The sequence below is a fragment of the Nonomuraea antri genome (genome assembly GCF_013283785.1).
Lineage (GTDB): Bacteria > Actinomycetota > Actinomycetes > Streptosporangiales > Streptosporangiaceae > Nonomuraea > Nonomuraea antri.
In genome coordinates, this window is record NZ_JABCPZ010000038.1 from 41551 (window position 1) to 61084 (window position 19534).

Consider the following 19534-nt stretch of genomic DNA (forward strand, 5'->3'; position numbering starts at 1 on the left):
CAACAGTTCACCCGCTTCCTCCGTCTTAGTCGGGATGACGGAGGAGGCTATGGGTGTGCAGGACGAAGCGCTGTTCGAGCAGTTCGTCACCGAACGGGTGGACGTGCTGCTCAGGTACGGCTACGTGTTGACCGGCAACCCGCACGACGCCGCCGACCTGGTGCAGGAGGCCCTGGTCAGGCTGCGGGGCAGCTGGGACCGGGTCAGGGGCAAGGGCGACCCGGAGAGCTACGTCCGCACCACGATGACCCGGGTGCACATCAACACCTGGCGCAGGCGCAGGCGTGAACACGTCACCTCGGAGCCGCCCGACCGCGCCTACCTGGACACCCCGTACGAGGGCTCCGGCCTGTGGGACGCGCTGACGCGGCTGCCGCGCCGCCAGCGGGCGGTGCTGGTGCTGCGTTACTACGAGCAGCTCACCGACGCCGAGATCGCCGGCGTGCTCGGCGTCTCGCGCGGCACGGTACGCAGCCAGGCCTCCCGCGCCCTGGACAAACTCCGCGACGACATGCCGGCCATCGCCGAGAACCTGGGGTACGCCACGTGAACATGGACCTGGAGAAGACCCTGGCCGCCGAGCTGGCCCGGGCGGCGCACCACGCGCCGCGGCCCGCGCCCGACCTGCGGGCCAGGATCGAGACGGGACACAGGAAACGCCGCAGGCGCGGCCTGGGGCTGTCGGCGGCGGCCGCGGCCGCCGTGGTCATCGGCGCGACCAGCGTGGTCAGCGTCTCCCTGCGCGAGACGACGCCCGACCCCGCGCCGCCGCTGATCGCCGCCTCCGCCACCCGGCCCACCTCCGTCCCCACCTCCGTGAGCCCGTCCGTCAGCCCGTCGGCCGACTGGCCGCTCGCGGAGAAGACGTTCCCGCCGATCGAGCGGGTGTGGCCGGAGGCGGTGCACTCGCTGCCGGGGAAACTGCCCAACGGCCGCCCCTACCACCCCGAGCTCTTCCTGGACGCGCACACCGTGGTGGCCACCACGCTCAAGGACGGCCACGCCGACAAGATGGACGGCCTGTGGGCCTACGACCTGCGGACGCGGAAGGCACGGGAGCTCGTCCGCGTCACGCCACCGCCCAGGACCGTCATCACGTCCTCGTTCATCTCGGCCGGCGGCGGCCGGCTGGCCTGGTGGACGGTGCGCAAGGACCGGGGCGAGCTCATCGTGGACATCTGGACGGCGCCCAGCACCGGCGGCGCCCAGCGCCTGGTCACCTCGTTCCCCGGCGTCCCCCGCTTCGGCGGCATCGACCTGGCCATCGCCGGCGACAAGCTGGTGTGGTCGATGTGGGGCAAGGGCGGCCTCCACCAGGTGCCGTTCACCGGCGGCCGGCCGCAGCCGCTGCTCCGCACGGCCGGGTACGCGCTGGTCGACTGGCCCTGGGTCGGCAGCCCGATGCCCGCCTACGACAAGCAGACCAAGGGAACGATCTTCGGTTCGCTGCGCAACCTGGAGACCGGCCAGGTGCGCAAGACGTCGGTGCGGGCCATCGGCTGTTCGATCACCTGGTGCCTGCGCCAGGGGTGGGCGGTGCCGCGCGACGGTGAGGGGGCGATGCGGGCGCTGCCCGGCATCCCGGACGCCGGCAGCGCCCACGCGCCCGCCCGTGACCGCTTCCTCGTGCTCTCCCAGCTGGACGGCACTGCCAGGTTGCGCGGTCAGGTGCTGCTCGACCTGAAGGCCCACAAGATCGGCGCACTCGGCGTCAAGCCCAAGGCCGACGGCTCACTCTCCACCTGGGGCGTCGACTACCGGATGCCCGGCCTGTTCGGCTTCCAGAAGGACGGCCGGTGGGTGGTGGTGAACCTGGACGCCATCAAGTGAGCGCGTCCTGGTCTCCCGTCCGGGGTAGGGCAGCTACCGGAAGGGAGACACGTCCATGTCGTTCACCGAGGCCGAGCTGGCCTACCTGCGGTCGCAGCCACTGGCCCGCCTCGCCACCGTCAACGGCGACGGGCAGCCCGACGTGGTGCCCGTCGCCTTCGAGTACGACGGCAAGCACCTGTGGATCGGCGGCGGGGAGAGCGTGACCCGCACCCGCAAGTTCCGCAACGTGCTGGCGGGCAGCCGCCGTATCGCCCTGGTCGTCGACGACCTGGTGTCGTTCGAGCCGTTCGTGGCCCGCGGCATCCGGATCTACGGCCGGGCCGGCGACCCGGTCGAACGGGTCGGCATGGTCGGGCCCGGCCACTACATCCCCATCACCCCGGCCGTCTCGTGGAGCTGGAACATGGAGTGCGAGCCCGTCGGCGCCGACTGGTACGAGTCGCGCCGCGCGGACCACGAAAGCTGACCGGCAAAAAATCTCCCCGCCCGATGTCGATCCGGCCGCCGGCCGTTCGTGTAGAGGGTGAGAGAAGGGGAGAACACGATGAGAAGACTGGTCGTGACCTGCAGCCTGAGCCTCGACGGCGTCATGCAGGCGCCCGCGGGGCCCGACGAGGACCGGCGCGGCGGATTCGAGCACGGCGGCTGGGCGCCGCCGTACGGCGACGAGGTGATGTTCAAGGCGATGACCGGCGACATGGGCGGCACCGACGCGCTGCTGTTCGGCCGCTGGACCTACGAGTCGTTCCGCTCCTTCTGGCCGCACCAGAAGGACGACGTCTTCGCCGACAAGCTGAACGCCACCCGCAAGTACGTCGTCTCCACCACCCTGCGCGAACCCCTGCCCTGGGCCGGCTCCACGCTCGTCCAGGGCGACGTGCCGCGGGCCGTGGCCGCGCTCAAGCGCGAACCCGGCGGTGACATCCTGGTCCTGGGCAGCGGCACGCTGGTCCAGTCGCTCATGCGGCACGACCTGATCGACGTCTACGTGCTGCTCGTCCACCCGCTCACGCTGGGCGCGGGCCGGCGGCTGTTCCCCGACGACGGGCCGCGGCTGCCGCTGCGGCTGGCCGACTCCGTGGTCACGTCCACCGGCGTGATCGTCGCCACCTACGAGAGGGACGAGCGCGCATGAAGCAGTACCTGCTCAGCGTCTACCAGCCGGAGGGCGAGCTGCCCCCGGACCAGCTCGGCGAGGTCATGCGCGAGCTCGACGCCTGGCGCGAGGAGGTGCAGGCGGCCGGGGCGTGGGTGTTCGCGGTGGGCCTGCACGCGCCGAGCACGGCCACCGTCGTCCGGGCCGGGAAGGACGGCGACGTGCTCATGACCGACGGGCCGTTCGTGGAGGGCAAGGAGCACATCGGCGGGTTCACCATCGTCCGGGCCGCCGACCTGGACCAGGCCCTGCACTACGCCCGCGGATTCGCCCAGGCCACCGGCCTGCCCATCGAGGTGCGCCCGATCCAGGGCGACGGGTGAGCGTCGAGCGGGTCTTCCGCGAGGAGTACGGCCGGGCGGTCGCCGTGCTGGTGCGCGTCTTCGGCGACATCGACGTGGCCGAGGAGGCGGTGCAGGACGCGTTCGCGGTCGCGGTGGCCCGCTGGCCGGCGGACGGGATCCCGCCCAGCCCGGCCGGCTGGATCATCACGACCGCGCGCAACCGGGCGATCGACCGTCTGCGCAGGGAGGCCGCCCGGGCCGGCAAACAGGCCCAGGCGGCCCTGCTGGAGGAGGCCGGGGACGAGCCGGAGGAGGAGGGACCCGTGCGGGACGAACGGCTGCGGCTGATCTTCACCTGCTGCCACCCGGCGCTGTCGGCCGCCGCCCGGGTCGCGCTGACCCTGCGGCTGCTCGGCGGGCTCACCACCGCCGAGATCGCCCGGGCCTTCCTGGTGCCCGAGCCGACCATGGCGCAGCGGCTGGTCAGGGCGAAGGGCAAGATCCGCGACGCGCGCATCCCGTACCGGGTGCCGAAGGACGCCGACCTGCCCGACCGGCTGAGTTCCGTGCTGGCCGTGATCTACCTGATCTTCAACGAGGGGTACACGGCGGGCTCGGGCGACCGGCTCGTCCGCGCTGACCTGTGCGCGGAGGCCGTCCGGCTGGGCCGGCTGCTGGCCGCGCTGATGCCGGACGAACCCGAGGTCACGGGGCTGCTCGCGCTGATGCTGCTGACCGAGTCCAGGCGCGCGGCCCGCACCACCGCGGACGGCCGCCTGGTGCCGCTGCCCGAACAGGACCGCGGCCGCTGGGACCCGGCGCTGATCGAGGAGGGCCAGACGCTGGTCAGGGCCTGCCTGCGGCGTGGCCGGCCCGGCCCCTACCAGATCCAGGCCGCGATCAACGCGGTGCACAGCGACGCCGCCACCGCCGCCGACACCGACTGGCGGCAGATCGTGCGGCTCTACGACCAGCTGCTGGCCCGCACGCCGTCCCCGGTCGTGGCCCTGCACCGGGCGGTCGCGGTGGCCGAGGTCGACGGGCCGGGACCGGCGCTCGCCCTGCTCGACGCGCTCGACCTGGACGCCTACCACCTCTTCCACGCCGTACGCGCCGATCTGCTGCGCCGGCTGGGCCGCGACGCCGAGGCCGCGCGGGCCTACCGGGCGGCCGTCGAACGCGCCGGCAACGACGCGGAACGCGCCTTCCTGCGCGACCGGCTCCGGACCGTGGATCATTGACGGGTGGGGCGAGCGGAAGGACGACACGGGTGAGCAGGGTGTGCGTGGTCACGGGGGCCAACAGGGGCATCGGACTGGAGGTGGCCAGGCAACTGGCGCGGGCCGGCGACACGGTGGTGCTGACCGCCAGAGACCTGGCCAGGGCCGAGAAGGCGGCCGCGGGGCTGCCGGGCACGGTGACGGCCAGGCGGCTCGACATCGACGAGCAGTCGTCGGCCGACCGGCTGGCCGAGGACCTGCGCGAGGAGTTCGGCCGGGTCGACGTGCTGGTCAACAACGCGGCCATCCACTACGACACCTGGCAGCGGGCGTCCAACGCCGACCTGGACGTCGTCCAGGAGGCGCTCGACACGAACCTGCTCGGCGCCTGGCGCGCCACGCTCGCCCTGCTGCCGCTGCTGCGGGCCGGTGCGCACGGCCGCATCGTGAACGTCTCCAGCGAGGCCGGCTCGCTGGCGTCGATGGGCGGCGGCACGCCCGCGTACTCGGTGTCCAAGGCCGCGCTCAACGCGCTGACCAAGATCTTGTCGGCCGAGCTGTGGCACGAGGGCATCCTGGTCAACGCCGTCTGCCCGGGGTGGGTGGCCACCGACATGGGCGGGCCAGGCGGGCGTCCGGTCGAGGAGGGCGCGCGCAGCGTGTTGTGGGCGGTCGACCTGCCCGACAGCGGCCCGACCGGCGGCTTCTTCCGCGACGGGCACCAGGTGCCCTGGTAACTGGCCTAGCATGCGAAAGTGGCCGATCTTGAGAACACGCACGACGTCGTCGTGGACGGCGAGAACGTCGTCAAGCGTTACGTGGACCACAAACCCGGGGCCGCCGAGCGGGAGTGGCGGGCGCTGACGCTGCTGGACCGCTACGCGCCCGGGCTGGCGCCGGCGCCGGTCTCGTTCGACGTGGAGACGGTGGTGATGACCAGGATCCACGGGGTGCCGCTGCGCGGGCTGCCCGGCCGCGCCACGCACGTGGGCGCGCTGGCCGAGGCCATCGGCGAACTGCACGCCGCGGTGCCGCCGGTCGTGCTCGACCGGGTCCCGGTCCGGCCCTGGTACCTCGACACCCTGTCGGAGCAGCTCAGGAAATGGGCGGAGAGCTGGCCGGGCAAGGACCCGCGGGCCGACCGGGCGGTACGCGAGGGCCTGCGCTGGCTGGACGGCTGGCGGCCCGGCGAGGCCGGTGTCACGCCGGTGTTCGGCGCGGGCGACGGCAACCTGGCCAACTTCCTGTGGGACGGCGGCCGGGTGCGCATCGTGGACTTCGAGGAGTCCGGCCGCAGCGACCGCGCCTTCGAGCTGTCGGAGATCTGCGAGCACGTGTCGATGTGGGTCGACGGCGACCTCGGCGTGGCACACCACTTCGAGCTCACCCCGGCCGAGGAGCGGCGCATGCGCGAGTGCCGCAGGCTGCACGCGTTCATGTGGCTGTTCCTGCTGTCGCACGAGAGCCCGCGCAACCCGCCGGGCACCTTCGCCAGGCAGGTGGAGCGCTTCCTGACCGCCTTGGATACAGTGCGGCCGTGAGAAGGGCACAGGAAGCGGACAGAACGGCCGTCGAGCAGATCGTGCACGACGCCTACGAGCCGTGGATCGAGATCGTCGGCATGCGGCCGATGCCCATGGAGGCCGACTACGCCGCGCTCATCGCGGCCGGCCACGTGCACGTCATGGACGGGCTCGAAGGGCTCATCGTGCTCGTCCCGGAAGACGGCGTGCTGCTGGTCGACAACGTCGCCGTACGGCCTGAGCTGCACGGCAAGGGCCTGGGCCGGGGCCTGCTGGCCTACGCCGAGCAGGAGGCGCGCCGGCTCGGGCTGCCCGCGCTGCGCCTCTACACCAACGTCAGGATGACCTCCAACATCGCCCTGTACACGGCGCTCGGCTACGTGGAGACCGGGCGCGAGGAGCTGACCGGCGGCCGGGCCGCGGTGCTCATGCGCAAGGAGCTGACCCAGGAGCCTGAGCAGCCTGAGGAGCCTGGATGGCCTTAGGAGTCTGAGGAGCCTGAGGAGCCGCCCTGCTCGGCCCAGTCGTGCAGGGCGTCGCCGGTGCCCGCCGCGTCGAGGTTCAGCGCCGCCTCGATCAGCGCCAGATGCGTGAACGCCTGCGGGTAGTTGCCCAGCATCTCGCCGTCGGCCGACATCTCCTCGGCGAACAGCCCCAGCGGCTCGGCCCTGGCGCACAGCGTCTCGAACCTGTCGCGGGCCTCGGCCGTGCGCCCGGCCAGCACCAGCGCGGACACCATCTCGAACGAGCACATCAGGAACGCGCCCTCGGGCCCGGCCAGGCCGTCGGCGGTGGCCTCGGGGTCGTACCTGTGCAGCAGCGCCCCGCCCTCGCCCAGCCGGGACTGGATGTGGTCGAGCGTGCCGAGCACGCGCCGGTCGTCGCCGTCGAGGAAGCCGAGCAGCGGCAGCCGCAGCAGCGCGCCGTCGGCGTTCTGCGAGCCGTAGGACTGTACGAACGCGCCGACGCGCGCATCGTAGCCGCGCTCCAGGATCTCCTCGCGCACCGCGGCCCGCTCGGCCCGCCACCGCGCCAGCGGCAGCCCCTGGGCGCCGGTCAGCTCGGCCAGGCGCAGCGCCCGGTCGAAGCAGACCCAGGCGTAGAGCTTGGAGTACGTCCAGTGGCGCGGGCTGTCGCGCACCTCCCAGATGCCGGCGTCGGGCTCGCGCCACTGCTCGAGGTTCAGCTCGACCAGCCGCCACAGCCTGGCCAGGTCGTCCTCGCCCAGTTCCCTGGTGACCTCGTGGTAGGCCATGGCCGCGTCGAGGATGTGGCCGTAGCTGTCGAGCTGGTGCTGGGCCGCGGCGTCGTTGCCGACGCGCACCGGGCGCGAGCCGGCGTGGCCCTCCAGGTGGTCGAGCGTGGTCTCCGGGGTGACGCCCTTGCCGTCGATGCCGAACACGGGCGGGATCCTGGGCAGGTCGCCGGCGCACACGTCCAGCAGGAAACGGAGGTAGCGGCCGGCCTCCTCGCGGTGGCCCAGCCGCAGCAGGGCGAGCACGATCAGGGCGGCGTCGCGGTGCCAGACGTAGCGGTAGTCCCAGTTGCGCGGGCCGCCCGGCCACTCGGGCAGCGAGGTGGTGGGCGCGGCGAGCAGGCCGCCGCTCTCGTCGAACAGCAGGCCGCGCAGCACGATCGCGCTGTGGCGCACCTGGCGGCTGCCCGCGCCCGAATAGCCCGAGCGGGCCGACCACGACCGCCACGAGCGCACGGTGTCCTCGAGCAGCGCGGCGTGGTCGTCGGCCGTGGTGGCCCGCCCGGTGTAGTCGAGCACGATCGCCAGCGACTCGCCCTCCTCCAGCGTGCGCTCGGTGACCTCCGCCGGCGTGCCCCTGAGCAGCAGGCCTGACGCCTCGGCCAGGGCGCCGTCGGCGCGGCTCCAGACCGCGTCGCGGGTGGCGTAGTCGGGCCTGGCCAGCACCCGCGACCTGACCAGCGCCCGGCCGCGCTCGCACCTGGCCCAGCGCACCAGCCTGCGCACCGGGGCGATGCCGCTGTCGCTGCCGCCGGGCAGCGTGGTGGCGAAGAAGTCGTGCACGGTCACCGTGCACTCGCGGCCCTCCCACCGGGTGCGCAGCACCAGCGTCTCGTCGAGATAGCCGCGCTCGGTGACCCGGGCGCCGGCCACGTCGAGCTCCCACGCGCCGCCGCGCCGCCGGTCCAGCAGCCTGGCGAACACGCTGGGGCCGTCGAAGCGCGGCGCGCACATCCACTCCACCGCGCCGTCCGGCCCGACCAGCGCCGCGGTGTGACAGTCGGACAGGAACGCGTACGCCCCGATCGGCGGATACCCGTTCATGGTCCCCTCATCCCCGTCCCCGCCCAGGTCAGGACGGTGCCCGGGGGAGAACGTGGTTAAACCGGCGCTATCGCCCGCGGGCCGCCCGCTGAGAGAATCGACCATGGAATCCGTTGAGAACAGAATCGCCGAGCTCGAAAAGCAGGTGGCCTTCCTTCATCGGTACCTCGGCCTCGATCCCGCGTTGGTCGACAGGTCGATGCGGACGAACCTGCCACCGCAGTTCTTCGTCGCGTTGCGGGCGGGAAAGATGGTCCGCGCGATCAAGATCTACCGCGAGGTGACGGGCGCCTCGCTGAAGACGGCCAAGCACGCGGTCGAGACGATCGCCAGGCAGGAGCGGCCCGAACTGGACGCCTAGCTCAGCCGGTCAGCACACCCAGCAGGTGGGTCACCTCGCGGGAGACCGCGTCGCGGCCCGCCTTGAGGTACTTGCGCGAGTCGACGACCTTCTCGTCGTGTGCCAGGTAGTCGCGTACCGCGCCGGTGAACGCCTTGTTCAGGTGCGTGGCGATGTTGATCTTCTTCATGCCGGCCCGCACGGCGGCGCGCAGCGTGTCGTCGGGCACGCCGGACGAGCCGTGCAGGACCAGTGGCGCCGGCACCGCGGCCCGCAGCTCGGCGATGAGGTCCAGGTCGAGGACGGCGTCCTTGGTGGTCATCGCGTGCGAGGAGCCGACGGCCACGGCCAGCGCGTCGACCCCGGTCCTGGCCACATAATCGACCGCCTCGTGCGGCTTGGTGCGCACGCCGGGCGCGTGCACGCCGTCCTTGCCGCCCACCTCGCCCAGCTCGGCCTCCACCCAGACGCCGCGCTCGTGACACCAGGCCGCGACCGCCGCGGTGGCCGCCACGTTCTCCTCGTCGGGCAGCGCGGACGCGTCGAACATCACCGAGCCGATGCCCAGCTCCACCGCCTCCTCGACCAGCGCCCGGTCGGTGGCGTGGTCCAGGTGGACCGCCACCGGCACCTCCGCCCGCCCGGCCACCGCCAGCGAGGCCAGCGCGATCGGCGCCAGCGCGCCGTGGTAGCGCACGCAGTTCTCGCTGATCTGCAGCACCACCGGCAGGCCCAGCGCCTCGGCGCCGGCCACGATCGCGGTCGCGTGCTCCAGCTGGATCACGTTGAACGCGCCGACGCCGCTGGGGGACTGGCGGACGATCTCACCGATTCCGGCGAGGGGCATGGCAACTCCCTTTAAGTGATGACGACCTGGGGGTGGATGTCGGCGTAGACGTCGCGGTCGAAGTCGCCGGCCACCGGCGCGGCCACCGCCGCCGCGCCCAGCGCCGCGGCCTGCCTGAGCCGCTCCGGCCAGGGCAGCGACTCCACCAGGCCGAGCGCGAGCCCGGCCACCAGCGAGTCGCCCGCCCCGGTCGGGTTGCCGTCGACCTTGTACGGCATCCGCGCCCGGAACGTTCCCTCCGGCGTGACGGCCAGCAGTCCGTCCGCGCCCATCGAGACGACCACGGACTCCGCGCCCCGATCGCGCAGCGCCTGCGCGCCCTCGGCCGGGGTGCCGCCGGGAACTGCTCTGGCCAGCTCTTCGATGTTCGGCTTGACGATCGAGGGACGGCCGGCGGGCGCGTGGCGCAGCGGCTCGCCGTCGGCGTCCACGATGGCGGGCACGCCCCGGTCCGCGGCGAGCGCGGCCAGGGTGGCGTACGTGTCCGCGGGGACGCCCCCGGGCAGGCTGCCGGAGATGACGACGGCTGCGGCATCGGCGAGCAACGCCTCATACGTTCGCCGGAAATTTCGTAGCTCGTCGGGGGTGATCTCGGGGCCCGGCTCGTTGAACAGCGCCGTCCGCCCGGGGTCGGAGACCACCAGGGTCGTGCGCGAGTCCGCCGCGATCCCGGCCAGCGCGCCGGGCAGCCCCGCGGCACGCAGATCGGCCTCGATGGCCTGGCCGGTGGGCCCGCCGGCCAGGCCCGTGACCAGCACGTCACGGCCCAGCGCGGCGAGCACCCGCGCCACGTTGACGCCCTTGCCGCCCGCCCGCCGGTGCACGGTGGCGACGCGGTTCACGCCGTCCCAGTCGACGGCCGGCATCTCGTACGTCACGTCGAGTGCGGCGTTGAGCGTCACGGTGAGGATCATCAGGGCTCCGTGATCCATTCGCCGTTCTTCAGCACGCCGGCCACCTCCAGCTCGTCGGAGAGGACCACCAGGTCGGCGGCCTTGCCCACGGCGATCGAGCCGATCTCGCCGGCCAGGCCGAGCACCCGGGCCGGGGTCAGCGAGGTCACCTGGGCCGCGTCGGGCAGCGACATGCCCATGTTCCGCACCGCGCGGCGGAAGGCCACGTCCTGGGTGAGCGTGGAGCCCGCGATCGAACCGCCCTCGACCAGCCTGACCACGCCCTTCTCGACGCGCACCGCCATGGGCCCGAGCACGTACTCGCCGTCGGGCAGGCCGTTGGCGGACATCGAGTCGGTGATCAGCGCGGTGCGTCCGGGGCCCGCCACCTCGTAGGCCAGGCGGAGCATGGCGTCGTGCACGTGCACGCCGTCGTTGACCAGCTCGACCGTGACGCGCTCGTCGTCGAGCAGCGCCGCGATCGGGCCCGGCGCGCGGTGGCCGAGCTGCGGCATCGCGTTGTAGAGATGCGTGGCCACGCTCGCGCCCGCCTCGATGCCCGCCAGCGTCTGCTCGTAGTCGGCGTCGGTGTGGCCCAGCGCGGCGATCACGCCTTCCGAGACGGCCAGCTCGATCGTGTCGATCGCGCCGGGCAGCTCGGCGGCGATGGTGAGCATGCGCACGTGCCCGCGCCCGGCCTTGAGCAGCCCGGCGAACTCCTGCGGCGTCGGCTCGCGCAGCAGCGTCGGGTCGTGCGCGCCGCAGCGCGCCTTGGAGATGTACGGGCCCTCGAAGTGGATGCCGGCCAGCAGGCCGTCCTCGCACAGGTCGACCAGCGAAGAGGTGGCCCTGGTCAGCGACTTGATCGTGTCGGTGACCAGGCTGGCCACCATCGTCGTGGTGCCGTGCGCGCGATGCATCGCGACGGCGTCACGTGCCTTGTCCTGCTCGCCGGACGGAAAGGACCCGCCCGCCCCGCCGTGGTTGTGAATGTCGACGAAGCCGGGAACGACGTGCCGCCCACCCAGACTGTGGCCTGGACGAGGGGCGGATCCGTGGCCGACGTGCGTGATGCGGCCGTCTTCGATGGTCAACCACCCGTCGTGAACACCTTCGGTGGTCACGATCCGGGCGTCGGCGAGAGTAAGGCTCATGAAGAAAGGATCACAGATCGCGTGAGGTGCATGGGCTCGTCCGGGTTCAGTCCCTTGGCGAAGGCCCGGGCGACCGCCACGCGCTGCGCGCGGATCAGCTCGGCCATGGGGTCGAGCGCGGTCTCGAAGAACGTTCCACCGGTGGCCTCGACCTGCTCACGCAGCCCTTCCGGGGCCTGGCCGAGCATCCAGGTGACACGGCCGGGGCCGGCGATGCTGATCGGGCCGTGCCGGTACTCCATCGCCGGATACGCCTCCGTCCAGGAGCGTGACGCCTCGCGCATCTTCAGCCCGGCCTCCTGGGCCAGGCCCACAGACCAGCCGGTGCCGAGGAAGCTGAACTGCTCGGCGTCCACCAGCTCGGCCGGCAGCACCGCGCCGACGGCCTCCTCGGCGTCGGCGATGGCCTGCGTCAGGTCCTCGCCGAGGCTGGCGCGCAACAGCGCGAGCTGGGTGGTGGCGAACCTGGTCTGGACGACCGAGGCCTCGTCGGCGTAGTCGATCACGATGACGTCGTCGGCCGCGGTCATGATCGGGGTGTTCGGGTCCGCGGTGATGGCGGTGGCGCGCAGCGTCGTCCTGTCGAGCAGTTCGAGCACTTCGGTGGTGGTGCCGGAGCGGGTGAGCGCGAGCACCCGGTCGTAGGCGCGGCCGTGCGGGAACTCGGAGGCGGCGAACGCGTCCGTCTCGCCGAGCCCCGCCCGCTCCCTGAGCGTGGCGTAGGCCATCGCGATGAACCACGACGTTCCGCAGCCGACGACGGCGACTCGCTCGCCGGGGCGCGGCAACGCGTCGGCGGGCACGTTCGCGACAGCGCGGCGCCAGCACGACGGCTGGGACGCGATCTCGGCTTCGGTATGGGTGGTCACCACTTACCTCCACGTGAGTGATTGTTTCTGCTTTTTTTATACCAGAATGGTGCAGCATTTTGCACTGTTCGCTCAGACCTCCCTGGTTGTGCCACGCTTGCTCCTGACCGGATCTCTTAGGGGAGGCCTCGTGTCCCGCTACGATCGATGGAACGCCATCCTTGAGCTGCTCGCCCAAGAGGGCAGGCTCTCCGTCGAGGAGGCCGCTCAAGCGCTCGACGTCTCCACCGCGACGATCCGCCGCGACTTCGATCAGCTCGCCCAGCAGCAGATGCTCATGCGCACCCGGGGCGGGGCGGTGGCGCAGAGCGTCTCGTACGACCTGCCGCTGCGCTACAAGACGGCCAGGCACGCCGACGAGAAACACCGCATCGCCGCCGCCGCGGCCGAACTCGTCGCCCCCGGCGCCGTGGTCGGGCTCAACGGCGGCACCACCACCTCCGAACTGGCCCGCACCCTCGCCACGTCGGCCACGCTGGAGTCCGGCTTCACCATCGTCACGAACGCGCTGAACATCGCCTCCGAGCTGACCGTCCGGCAGCACGTCAAGATCGTGGTGACGGGCGGGGTGGCCAGGCAGCAGTCGTACGAGCTGATCGGGCCGCTGGCGTCCGGAGTGCTGGAGCAGGTGACGCTGGACGTGGCGTTCCTCGGCGTCGACGCACTCGACGTCGAGGTGGGGGCTTCGGCGCATCATGAGGGCGAGGCGAGCGTGAACAATCTGCTGATCAGCCGGGCGGCGCAGGTCGTGGTGGTGGCGGACTCGTCGAAGGTGGGCAAGAGGGCGTTTTCTCGTATCTGCCCGATCGACCAGATCGACACGCTGGTGACGGACGTGCAGTTGCCGGATGCGATGGCGAATCAGCTGATGGATGCGGGCGTGAAGGTCGTCCGGGCCTGACGGGCTTCCGGGCTTGTGCGGGGTTGTACGGGCTTAAGGGCACAAAGGCACAAAGGGCTTCGCTGCGCTCAGGCGTTTTGCCGGCCGGGCCCAGGCCCGGCCCCTGAAGGTCTTCGCTTCGCTCAGGCGTTTTGATTTGAGGGGCAAGCCCGGGTTTGGCCGGCTGGGTGGCGGGGCGGTGGCGGTCGGCCAGTTGGGGTGTGAGGGGCCGGTGCATGCCGGTGACGACCAGCTGGGTGAGGAGTGCCAGTCGCTAGGCCGTTGGGTTTGGGGTGTCAGCGCTGGCCAGTCGGTGTTGAGCTGTTCCTGTCACCGGCGGGGTTCCGGCGGACGTGGATGGGCCCTACGGGTTGGGCGCTTGGTCGACGGCCTCACGAGAGTTGCGCTGCGGGGGCCTGTCTTGTCGTGGTCGGGTTTCGGGGGATCGATGAGATGGTCGAAACCCTTGGCTCAGCCCGATGCCGATCCACCGTTGAGAGCATGCGCCAGCCACTCCAGGGATCCGGTGCGTTGTATTTCCTCCGCCAGGCGTTTGGCCGTCTCGGTGGTGAGCGCGGCCACCGAGGTGTCGATCCACGATTGCACGTTCTGATGGCCCTGGTCTCGGTACTCGATGGCCTGCATGGCGCAGTCGAGTTTGTCCGCGTCGCGGGCGCATTCCGCTTCCGGGCTCATCCTGTTCTCGTACTCGTCGGGCGAACTGCACGTCGTCCAGCACGATCCAGTAGTCGGCGGCGAACAGCTTGGCCAAGGTCGCGAGCCGTGGGAAGAGGTTGGGCTGGTGGATCGCGCACACCTCGCCGTACGGCGGGTCAGGACGATAGGAGCCTGCTGTCGAATCCGGCGTGGAGAAGAGCCTGGTAGGCGTCATGCACCTCTCCTGGAACGGGCTGATCGATGGCGTAGCCCAGCTTGGGGTACTCGATCACGCGCTGAAGGTCGCCGACGAGCATGTCGACGACCAACTTCGGATCGCCGATCGAGCTGACGTAGTCGTCCAGCTCCAGTGGTTCGGAAGCGCACACCACCTCGACCTCCGGCCACACCTTCCGTGCCGTGGCATAGGCTCTGCGCTCCATGTACGGCTTGGAGATCAGCAGCACGGAACCAGGCCGGACCCCGGCGTCCGCCAGGACCTGCCGCGACAGGCTGATGTTCTGGCCGGTGTTGGTCGCGTTCGGCTCCAGCAGGATCGCCTCGTCGGGAACCCCCAGCTCAAGCGCGTGCTCGCGGAAGTGCACAGCCTCACCGCGAGGGAACCGGGCCGCAGTGGTGGGGCTGGTGGCGCCGGAGAAGACGAGCAGCGGGAACCATCCGGCACGGTAGAGCTCGACGGCCGCGCGGGCGACCCCGAGATCGTGACTGCCCAGGCCGATGGCCACATCGCACGGACGCAGGTCGTGATGCATCTGGTGGTAGCCCCAGATGACGTGGGCGTGCTGCCACTGCTCATCGGTGATGACCTGCTGCTGCTTGACGCTCACTCGGCTGCTCCCTGATCGCCGTGGCGGAGGAAGGCGGCGTTCCCCCTGGGTGGACCGCTGGATGCCCTCGATGCTGCGTAGTTGGTGTGCCAGTCCGTGCTGTGCGGCTTCTCGCGCGGCACGGTCGAGGATCACCGGCCCATCATCCACGGTGGCTCGGTCGGAAAGCAGGATGTGCCCGTGAGCCGTCTCCAGTCGCACCCGCTGCATGACACCGCCACCCAGAACACGGGTCGCTCCAGGGGCGCACGAAGTGACCGCCGACCTGGCGAACCTGTGCGGTCAGAGCACTAGTGACGGCTGGCTTTTGGGGGATCGATGAGCTGGTCGAACACGAACGCGAGGGCTTCCTGCGGACCGTTCGCGGTCACGGGAGCGGGCTCGGTGAACTGAACCACATTGCGGTGGTTGCGATGCAGGTCCGCGAGCCAGTTCTCGCCGAGCGGCTCGGCCTCGCCCAGTGAGAGTGCGGTCCTGTTCCGATCGATCTCCTCGCTGAGGGCCAGCAGACAGCGGGTGGCCGCCTCCAGGGCTGGGCCGCCGGCGAACACGCGGATTCGCTCGGTGTCGCGCCGTTGCCTGATCGCCCAGTGACCGGCGAGCGGATCTCCTGCGATGGCGCCGACGTTGACGAACTCGCCGGTGCGCGGATCGGGAAGACAGCGAACAACCGAGTAGACGTAACGACCCATCCGGTCCGCCTTCCTGACATCGCGTCATTGATCACTGGGCCACATGTCGACTTCGCGTTCAGAAGGTGCGGAGAAAGCTAGAGCGGACGTCTCTGAGATCCGCGCTCGCGATCAGGAGATACGCGTAGCGCTTCATATCGTCCCCGCGTGAAGCGATCGCTCCATCGCGAGTTCGGCGCCTGCCCGCTGTGCGGCGGTGAGGAGCTGTCTCTTCGTCACAGTCCCGCGGTCGAGCGACTCGGCGACCGCGGAGTCGATGACGTCCTGGTCGATGCCATCGGCCGCCGACTCTGCGATGGCACGCGGGGGAGTCGTGACCACGAATCCAGCACGTTCCTCTATCTCATCGGGTTCGAGAGTGGCGCGGTGAAGGATCACCGCGGGGTTGCGTCGCCGGAATCCCGCGGGGACCGTGAGATGGATCTCGGCCGGGTTGGCGACACCCAGATCGTGAACGGTGAGCGCGGTGGCATGGGACACCACCCCGCGGCCCCCGCTCCACAGTGTCCACCGAACCAGATGATCGTGTTCTTCCGCAGGAAGATCGGCGAAGTCGTGGAAGCGATAGATGCCTCGGCTGATGCGCTGCCAGTTGCCTCGGCTCACATGGAAGTGTTGCGCCTGGTAGGAGTAGCCGTCCTCCAGGGCCTGGCTCGCGGTGAAGTAGCCGCGCCGGCTCGCCGCTCGGCGCCACAGTCGAGCGTGGATCATCCCCCCGCGAAGCCACGTGGTCAGGCTAGTCAACGCGAAACTCAAAGTCACTTGTAGTTTGGCGTTCTCGTTGTGCACCAAACTAAAAGTTACTTTGAGTTTCGCGTCCGGCTGATGGTGGACGGGACTGTGGCCCGACTCGGTCGCGATGGTGTGGACGGTTGCCCGCTCTCGGAGACGGTCGGCGATGCGTGTCGGCGCGCTTCCCACGCCTTGATCCACAAGAGCAAGGGGAGAGCTTGCGCTCCTACGCTCGTCAAATGTCGAACTCGCCCTGGTCGGCGCCCTTCAAGAACGCCCGCCACTCGCCGCGCGTGAAGACCAGCGTGGGCCCCTGGGGATCCTTGCTGTCTCGGACGGCGACGATACCGGGCAGGTTGGTGGCGACTTCCACGCACTGGCCGTTGTCGCCGCTGGCGGTGGACTTGCGCCACTCGGCTTTGTCGAGGTTCACCTGGTCCATGTCCTGATCGCATCCTCTATCGCCTGGTGCGTAACGCTTTTCGGCTGCGCGTCCGCTCTGATGCTGTCATATCTCTGCTTGACGCGTGCGACGGCTTCGTGGTCGGCGGTCACCTGACCGGACAGGACCGAGTCCGCCGAGACGACCTCGGATCCATCCCGCAGTCGTGCTAACGCGAACGCGCTCATCATCCCAGGAGCACAGCCGGCCGCGATAGGGACGAATTGGACAGTGATGCGTGGGTGTTCGGTCAGTTCCAGCAGGTAACGGAGCTGGCCCGCCAGGACGTCGGCACTGCCGATGGGCCGATGCAGTACGCCTTCGTCGATGAGCGCGACGAAGGTGGGCGGGTCGTCGCCATCGAAGATGGATACGCGCCGAGTCCGAGCCTCGACTCGCTCCTCCACTCTGTCGGGAGCGGAGGTCGCCTGGAAGATCGCGCGAGCATAGTCGGGGGTCTGCAAGATGCCCGGGATCAGCAGCGGGTCCCACGATTGCAGGATGACCGCGCGGGGCTCGATTTCCTCCACCCAGCGGGCGAACCAGCCCAGCGTGGGCGACTGGGCGATCTTCGTGAAGAGCGCGACGAAGTGTCCGTCAAGGCCGAACGTGCGATCGGCCTCCTCGGCGACGTCGAGAGTGGGGGCGCGCCGGCCGGTTTCCAGATGGCTGACGAGCGATTCATGGCAGCGCATGCGTGCCGCTAACGTGGCCTGCGTCATTTTTGCTGATTTGCGATATTCGGCCAAATCGTGGGCGAAGCGTGCACGAGGTGACATCTGGTCGCCGGGGTTGGCCTCCATGGCGTCTCCAGGGGGTGTGAGCGGGGACGTTCACTGCATGTGACCGTACTGTGACATCGATCCGACGTTCAATACATCGCGCTTGTATTTCTTTGTCGGCCAGGTTTCGCGAGATTGGCGCACCCGATGGCGGCTTTGACGTCCATGCTGAGACTCGGCGCAGCAGAAAACGACAGCGTGCGTGTCTCGGGAATCGTGGACAGCAAATTCGGATAAGTCGGTGATCTCGTGTCAGCGGAATCCATCCAGATGCCGGACGTGAGCGGGTGGAAGGGCGCGACCTTGCCACGTAGCGCCAAGACCCCTCGCCATGCGCGACAGGCCGTGCGGCGTTGGCTGGCCGGGAGCGTTGCAGCCGTCGAGTCGAATGCTCTGCTGGTGGTCTCCGAGCTGGTGACCAACGTCATCCAGCACGTGCCGACCGGAGTGCAACGCGACTGGGTCAAGGTACGGCTCGGCTTCGCCGATGACTTCGTCCGTGTGGAAGTGATCGATCCGGGCACCACGAGGTCGCAACCCCGCTTCAAACCGCTGCGACAGGGCTCGACGAAGCGACGGGGGCGCGGCCTGGGCCTGGTGGCTGATCTGTCGGTCCGCTGCGGCACTCATATCGCCGCCTGCGGGGACCGCATCGTGTGGGCCGACCTCGCTGCCGGGGTCCCGGACGCCGCGCAGGAGGCCATTCAGGACATCGGGGACAGCGTTCACGCTCGGCCGCGCATGAGGCCCCTCTCCGTCCGGCCGTCTCAGCCGGCCGGACTCACGGCCTTCCGGAGCCGGTGACGTGCGGCTCCTCGTCGGCATCCGGACCGCGACAGGCGCGGCGGCGAACCCATCGCCGCGGTTCGCCGCCGCGCCGCGAAGGTGATCACCATGCATCATTGGCAGCCGTCCATCACCTGTGGACTGGTGTGGGTGGAGGAGGCGTCCTGCTGTGAGGCGTACGTTCTGTGCTGGGAAGCCAGGCAGTGCGAAGCCGGGCAGTATTTCGTGCGGCGTCGCACCGTGGCAGGCGTCTTCGAGGAGACCGCCAGAGGGCCTTATGGCCCCGCCGTCGTCGCCTGGCGCGAGCTCGCGGCGCGGCACGCCTGCCGGCGGCGGACCGCCTCATGATCTCGCCGTTCCAGGTGTTTCGTCCCGCTGTGGGTGGGCGGTACCGCGTCGGCCCGGCCTGCCATGGTCCGGCTCACGAACGCGGGCCCGCCTGATGCGCCAGGGATGGTGTGTGCCGTGCGGGCAGCGGGCCGAATCACACGTTCCTGTCGACGGCCTCTTGGTGTCCAGCATCTCTGCCAGGCGCGGACACAGCGGTTCGGCCGGATCGCGGAACCCTAGAAGTGCGCTGAAGATCTTGTCAGGCTGTGGGTGATCAGTGGAGTGAATGGCCAGGTATCGGTCGGGCCGGCTGTCGGTTGCTATGGACGGGAGCACAGGGACAGAGGGCCGAGGTGGCCGCCCCCGGGTGGCGGTCAGGTGCCGGCCAGGGTCCAGCCGCCGCAGGTGTGGGTGAGGCCCAGGTTGATAAGGGTGCGCAGGTTGAGCGCGGCGGCGCGGGTGTGGAGCCAGGCGTTGTTCTTGATCACACCGAGGTAGCGCAGGCGCCGGTTGCCGCGGGCGACCAGGTGGGCGATGGCGCGTTCGACCGGTGGCCGCCAGCGCCGGTAGGCGGCTTGCCAGTCGGGGTCGGTGGCGGCTTGGTGGCGGGCCGCGGCCAGCAGGGCGTGGTGGGGGTGCACGTTGAGGCTGCGGCCACTCTTGGCGGTGGTGCAGCGCTGCCGGAGCGGGCAGGCGGCGCACCGGTGCTTGAACTGGGCGACTCGGTTGCCGTCGGCCTGCGGCTTGCCGAGGGTGACGGTGTGCCCGGCGGGGCAGGTGACGGTGCCGGCGGGCTCGTCGATGGTGAAGTCATCGATGGTGAAGCCGCCGGCGATGGCCCGGCGTAAGGTCGCGGGCTTGATGATCAACCGGTGTCCTGCGGTGCTGAGATGGTGGCGGGCCTGGCCGGTGCCGTAGGCGGCATCGCCGAGCACCTCGACCGGGCCGGGTTCGTCGGCCAGCAACT

The 19534-nt window shown here is 70.5% G+C and carries 25 protein-coding genes; 13 read left to right on the plus strand and 12 right to left on the minus strand.

The window, feature by feature from the left end; translation table 11 throughout:
• The first annotated feature begins 49 nt into the window (after positions 1-49).
• The 9 genes from HII36_RS15520 (at position 50) to HII36_RS15560 (ending at position 6501) form a co-directional block, all read left to right on the plus strand.
• Complete coding sequence (locus HII36_RS15520) at positions 50-550, plus strand: SigE family RNA polymerase sigma factor (RefSeq protein WP_217369552.1); 501 nt, start codon at positions 50-52, stop codon at positions 548-550.
• Positions 547-1830, plus strand: a complete 1284-nt coding sequence (locus HII36_RS15525) for a TolB-like translocation protein (protein WP_173523877.1) — start codon at positions 547-549, stop codon at positions 1828-1830. The genes HII36_RS15520 and HII36_RS15525 overlap by 4 nt, the downstream gene beginning before the upstream one ends.
• Before the next feature lie 55 nt (positions 1831-1885).
• The gene (locus HII36_RS15530; RefSeq protein WP_173523878.1) at positions 1886-2299 is read left to right on the plus strand and encodes a PPOX class F420-dependent oxidoreductase; all 414 of its coding nucleotides are present in this window, start codon (positions 1886-1888) and stop codon (positions 2297-2299) included.
• 78 nt (positions 2300-2377) lie between these two features.
• On the plus strand, positions 2378-2968 hold the full coding sequence (locus HII36_RS15535; protein WP_173523879.1) for a dihydrofolate reductase family protein: 591 nt from the start codon (positions 2378-2380) through the stop codon (positions 2966-2968).
• Positions 2965-3312, plus strand: a complete 348-nt coding sequence (locus HII36_RS56600; RefSeq protein ID WP_173523880.1) for a YciI family protein — start codon at positions 2965-2967, stop codon at positions 3310-3312. Before HII36_RS15535 ends, HII36_RS56600 begins: the two co-directional genes overlap by 4 nt.
• A complete protein-coding gene (locus HII36_RS15545; RefSeq protein ID WP_173523881.1) occupies positions 3309-4514 on the plus strand; it encodes an RNA polymerase sigma factor in 1206 nt (401 codons plus the stop codon). The genes HII36_RS56600 and HII36_RS15545 overlap by 4 nt, the downstream gene beginning before the upstream one ends.
• A gap of 29 nt (positions 4515-4543) precedes the next feature.
• Entirely contained in the window at positions 4544-5230 is a 687-nt protein-coding gene (locus HII36_RS15550; RefSeq protein ID WP_217369553.1) for an SDR family oxidoreductase, read from the plus strand.
• An 18-nt stretch (positions 5231-5248) separates the two neighbouring features.
• Entirely contained in the window at positions 5249-6034 is a 786-nt protein-coding gene (locus HII36_RS15555; RefSeq protein WP_173523883.1) for a phosphotransferase family protein, read from the plus strand.
• Positions 6031-6501, plus strand: coding sequence for a GNAT family N-acetyltransferase (locus tag HII36_RS15560; protein ID WP_217369554.1), 471 nt, complete (start codon positions 6031-6033; stop codon positions 6499-6501). Before HII36_RS15555 ends, HII36_RS15560 begins: the two co-directional genes overlap by 4 nt.
• On the opposite strand, the gene HII36_RS15565 is transcribed toward HII36_RS15560, so the two are convergent.
• Positions 6498-8315 carry a glycoside hydrolase family 15 protein gene (locus HII36_RS15565; RefSeq protein ID WP_173523884.1) on the minus strand — a complete coding sequence of 606 codons (1818 nt, stop codon included), beginning with the start codon at positions 8313-8315 and terminating at the stop codon, positions 6498-6500. The two genes, HII36_RS15560 and HII36_RS15565, sit on opposite strands and share 4 nt — an antisense overlap.
• A gap of 103 nt (positions 8316-8418) precedes the next feature.
• Here HII36_RS15565 and HII36_RS15570 point away from each other — a divergent pair, with 103 nt between their 5' ends.
• Positions 8419-8676: a hypothetical protein gene (locus HII36_RS15570; RefSeq protein ID WP_173523885.1), complete on the plus strand. Its 258-nt coding sequence runs from the start codon at positions 8419-8421 to the stop codon at positions 8674-8676.
• 1 nt (position 8677) lies between these two features.
• Here HII36_RS15570 and HII36_RS15575 read toward each other — a convergent pair whose 3' ends face one another.
• The 4 genes from HII36_RS15575 to HII36_RS15590 are packed head-to-tail and all read right to left on the minus strand — an operon-like array spanning position 8678 to position 12418.
• A complete protein-coding gene (locus tag HII36_RS15575; protein ID WP_173523886.1) occupies positions 8678-9502 on the minus strand; it encodes a class II fructose-bisphosphate aldolase in 825 nt (274 codons plus the stop codon).
• Positions 9503-9513: 11 nt separating this feature from the next.
• Positions 9514-10416 (minus strand): 1-phosphofructokinase family hexose kinase, encoded by a 903-nt coding sequence (locus HII36_RS15580; protein WP_173523887.1) that lies wholly within the window; start codon positions 10414-10416, stop codon positions 9514-9516.
• Positions 10416-11549, minus strand: a complete 1134-nt coding sequence (nagA, locus tag HII36_RS15585) for an N-acetylglucosamine-6-phosphate deacetylase (protein WP_173523888.1) — start codon at positions 11547-11549, stop codon at positions 10416-10418. The genes HII36_RS15580 and nagA overlap by 1 nt, the downstream gene beginning before the upstream one ends.
• Positions 11546-12418, minus strand: coding sequence for an SIS domain-containing protein (locus tag HII36_RS15590; RefSeq protein WP_173523889.1), 873 nt, complete (start codon positions 12416-12418; stop codon positions 11546-11548). Before HII36_RS15590 ends, nagA begins: the two co-directional genes overlap by 4 nt.
• Before the next feature lie 130 nt (positions 12419-12548).
• Between HII36_RS15590 and HII36_RS15595 the strand changes: the two genes are divergently transcribed.
• Positions 12549-13319, plus strand: a complete 771-nt coding sequence (locus HII36_RS15595) for a DeoR/GlpR family DNA-binding transcription regulator (protein ID WP_173523890.1) — start codon at positions 12549-12551, stop codon at positions 13317-13319.
• A 450-nt stretch (positions 13320-13769) separates the two neighbouring features.
• Here the strand turns inward: HII36_RS15595 and HII36_RS57880 are convergent, their stop codons facing one another.
• The 6 genes from HII36_RS57880 to HII36_RS15625 all read right to left on the minus strand — a co-directional run bounded on the left by HII36_RS57880 (position 13770) and on the right by HII36_RS15625 (position 17472).
• A complete protein-coding gene (locus HII36_RS57880) occupies positions 13770-14159 on the minus strand; it encodes an HD domain-containing protein (RefSeq protein ID WP_328807724.1) in 390 nt (129 codons plus the stop codon).
• Complete coding sequence (locus tag HII36_RS15605) at positions 14132-14803, minus strand: YdcF family protein (RefSeq protein WP_328807723.1); 672 nt, start codon at positions 14801-14803, stop codon at positions 14132-14134. Before HII36_RS15605 ends, HII36_RS57880 begins: the two co-directional genes overlap by 28 nt.
• Positions 14804-15093: 290 nt before the next feature.
• On the minus strand, positions 15094-15495 hold the full coding sequence (locus tag HII36_RS15610; protein ID WP_173523892.1) for a DUF3037 domain-containing protein: 402 nt from the start codon (positions 15493-15495) through the stop codon (positions 15094-15096).
• A 132-nt stretch (positions 15496-15627) separates the two neighbouring features.
• On the minus strand, positions 15628-16416 hold the full coding sequence (locus HII36_RS15615) for a type IV toxin-antitoxin system AbiEi family antitoxin domain-containing protein (RefSeq protein WP_217369556.1): 789 nt from the start codon (positions 16414-16416) through the stop codon (positions 15628-15630).
• Positions 16417-16462: 46 nt separating this feature from the next.
• Positions 16463-16669, minus strand: a complete 207-nt coding sequence (locus tag HII36_RS15620) for a DUF397 domain-containing protein (RefSeq protein WP_173523893.1) — start codon at positions 16667-16669, stop codon at positions 16463-16465.
• Positions 16657-17472, minus strand: a complete 816-nt coding sequence (locus HII36_RS15625) for a helix-turn-helix domain-containing protein (RefSeq protein WP_173523894.1) — start codon at positions 17470-17472, stop codon at positions 16657-16659. The genes HII36_RS15620 and HII36_RS15625 overlap by 13 nt, the downstream gene beginning before the upstream one ends.
• Positions 17473-17700: 228 nt before the next feature.
• Between HII36_RS15625 and HII36_RS15630 the strand changes: the two genes are divergently transcribed.
• Positions 17701-18255 carry an ATP-binding protein gene (locus HII36_RS15630; protein WP_173523895.1) on the plus strand — a complete coding sequence of 185 codons (555 nt, stop codon included), beginning with the start codon at positions 17701-17703 and terminating at the stop codon, positions 18253-18255.
• Positions 18256-18345: 90 nt separating this feature from the next.
• Positions 18346-18585, plus strand: coding sequence for a hypothetical protein (locus tag HII36_RS15635; RefSeq protein WP_173523896.1), 240 nt, complete (start codon positions 18346-18348; stop codon positions 18583-18585).
• 356 nt (positions 18586-18941) lie between these two features.
• On the opposite strand, the gene HII36_RS15640 is transcribed toward HII36_RS15635, so the two are convergent.
• Positions 18942-19534: transposase (locus tag HII36_RS15640; RefSeq protein WP_173523897.1), on the minus strand; the 593-nt coding region annotated here is incomplete at its 5' end.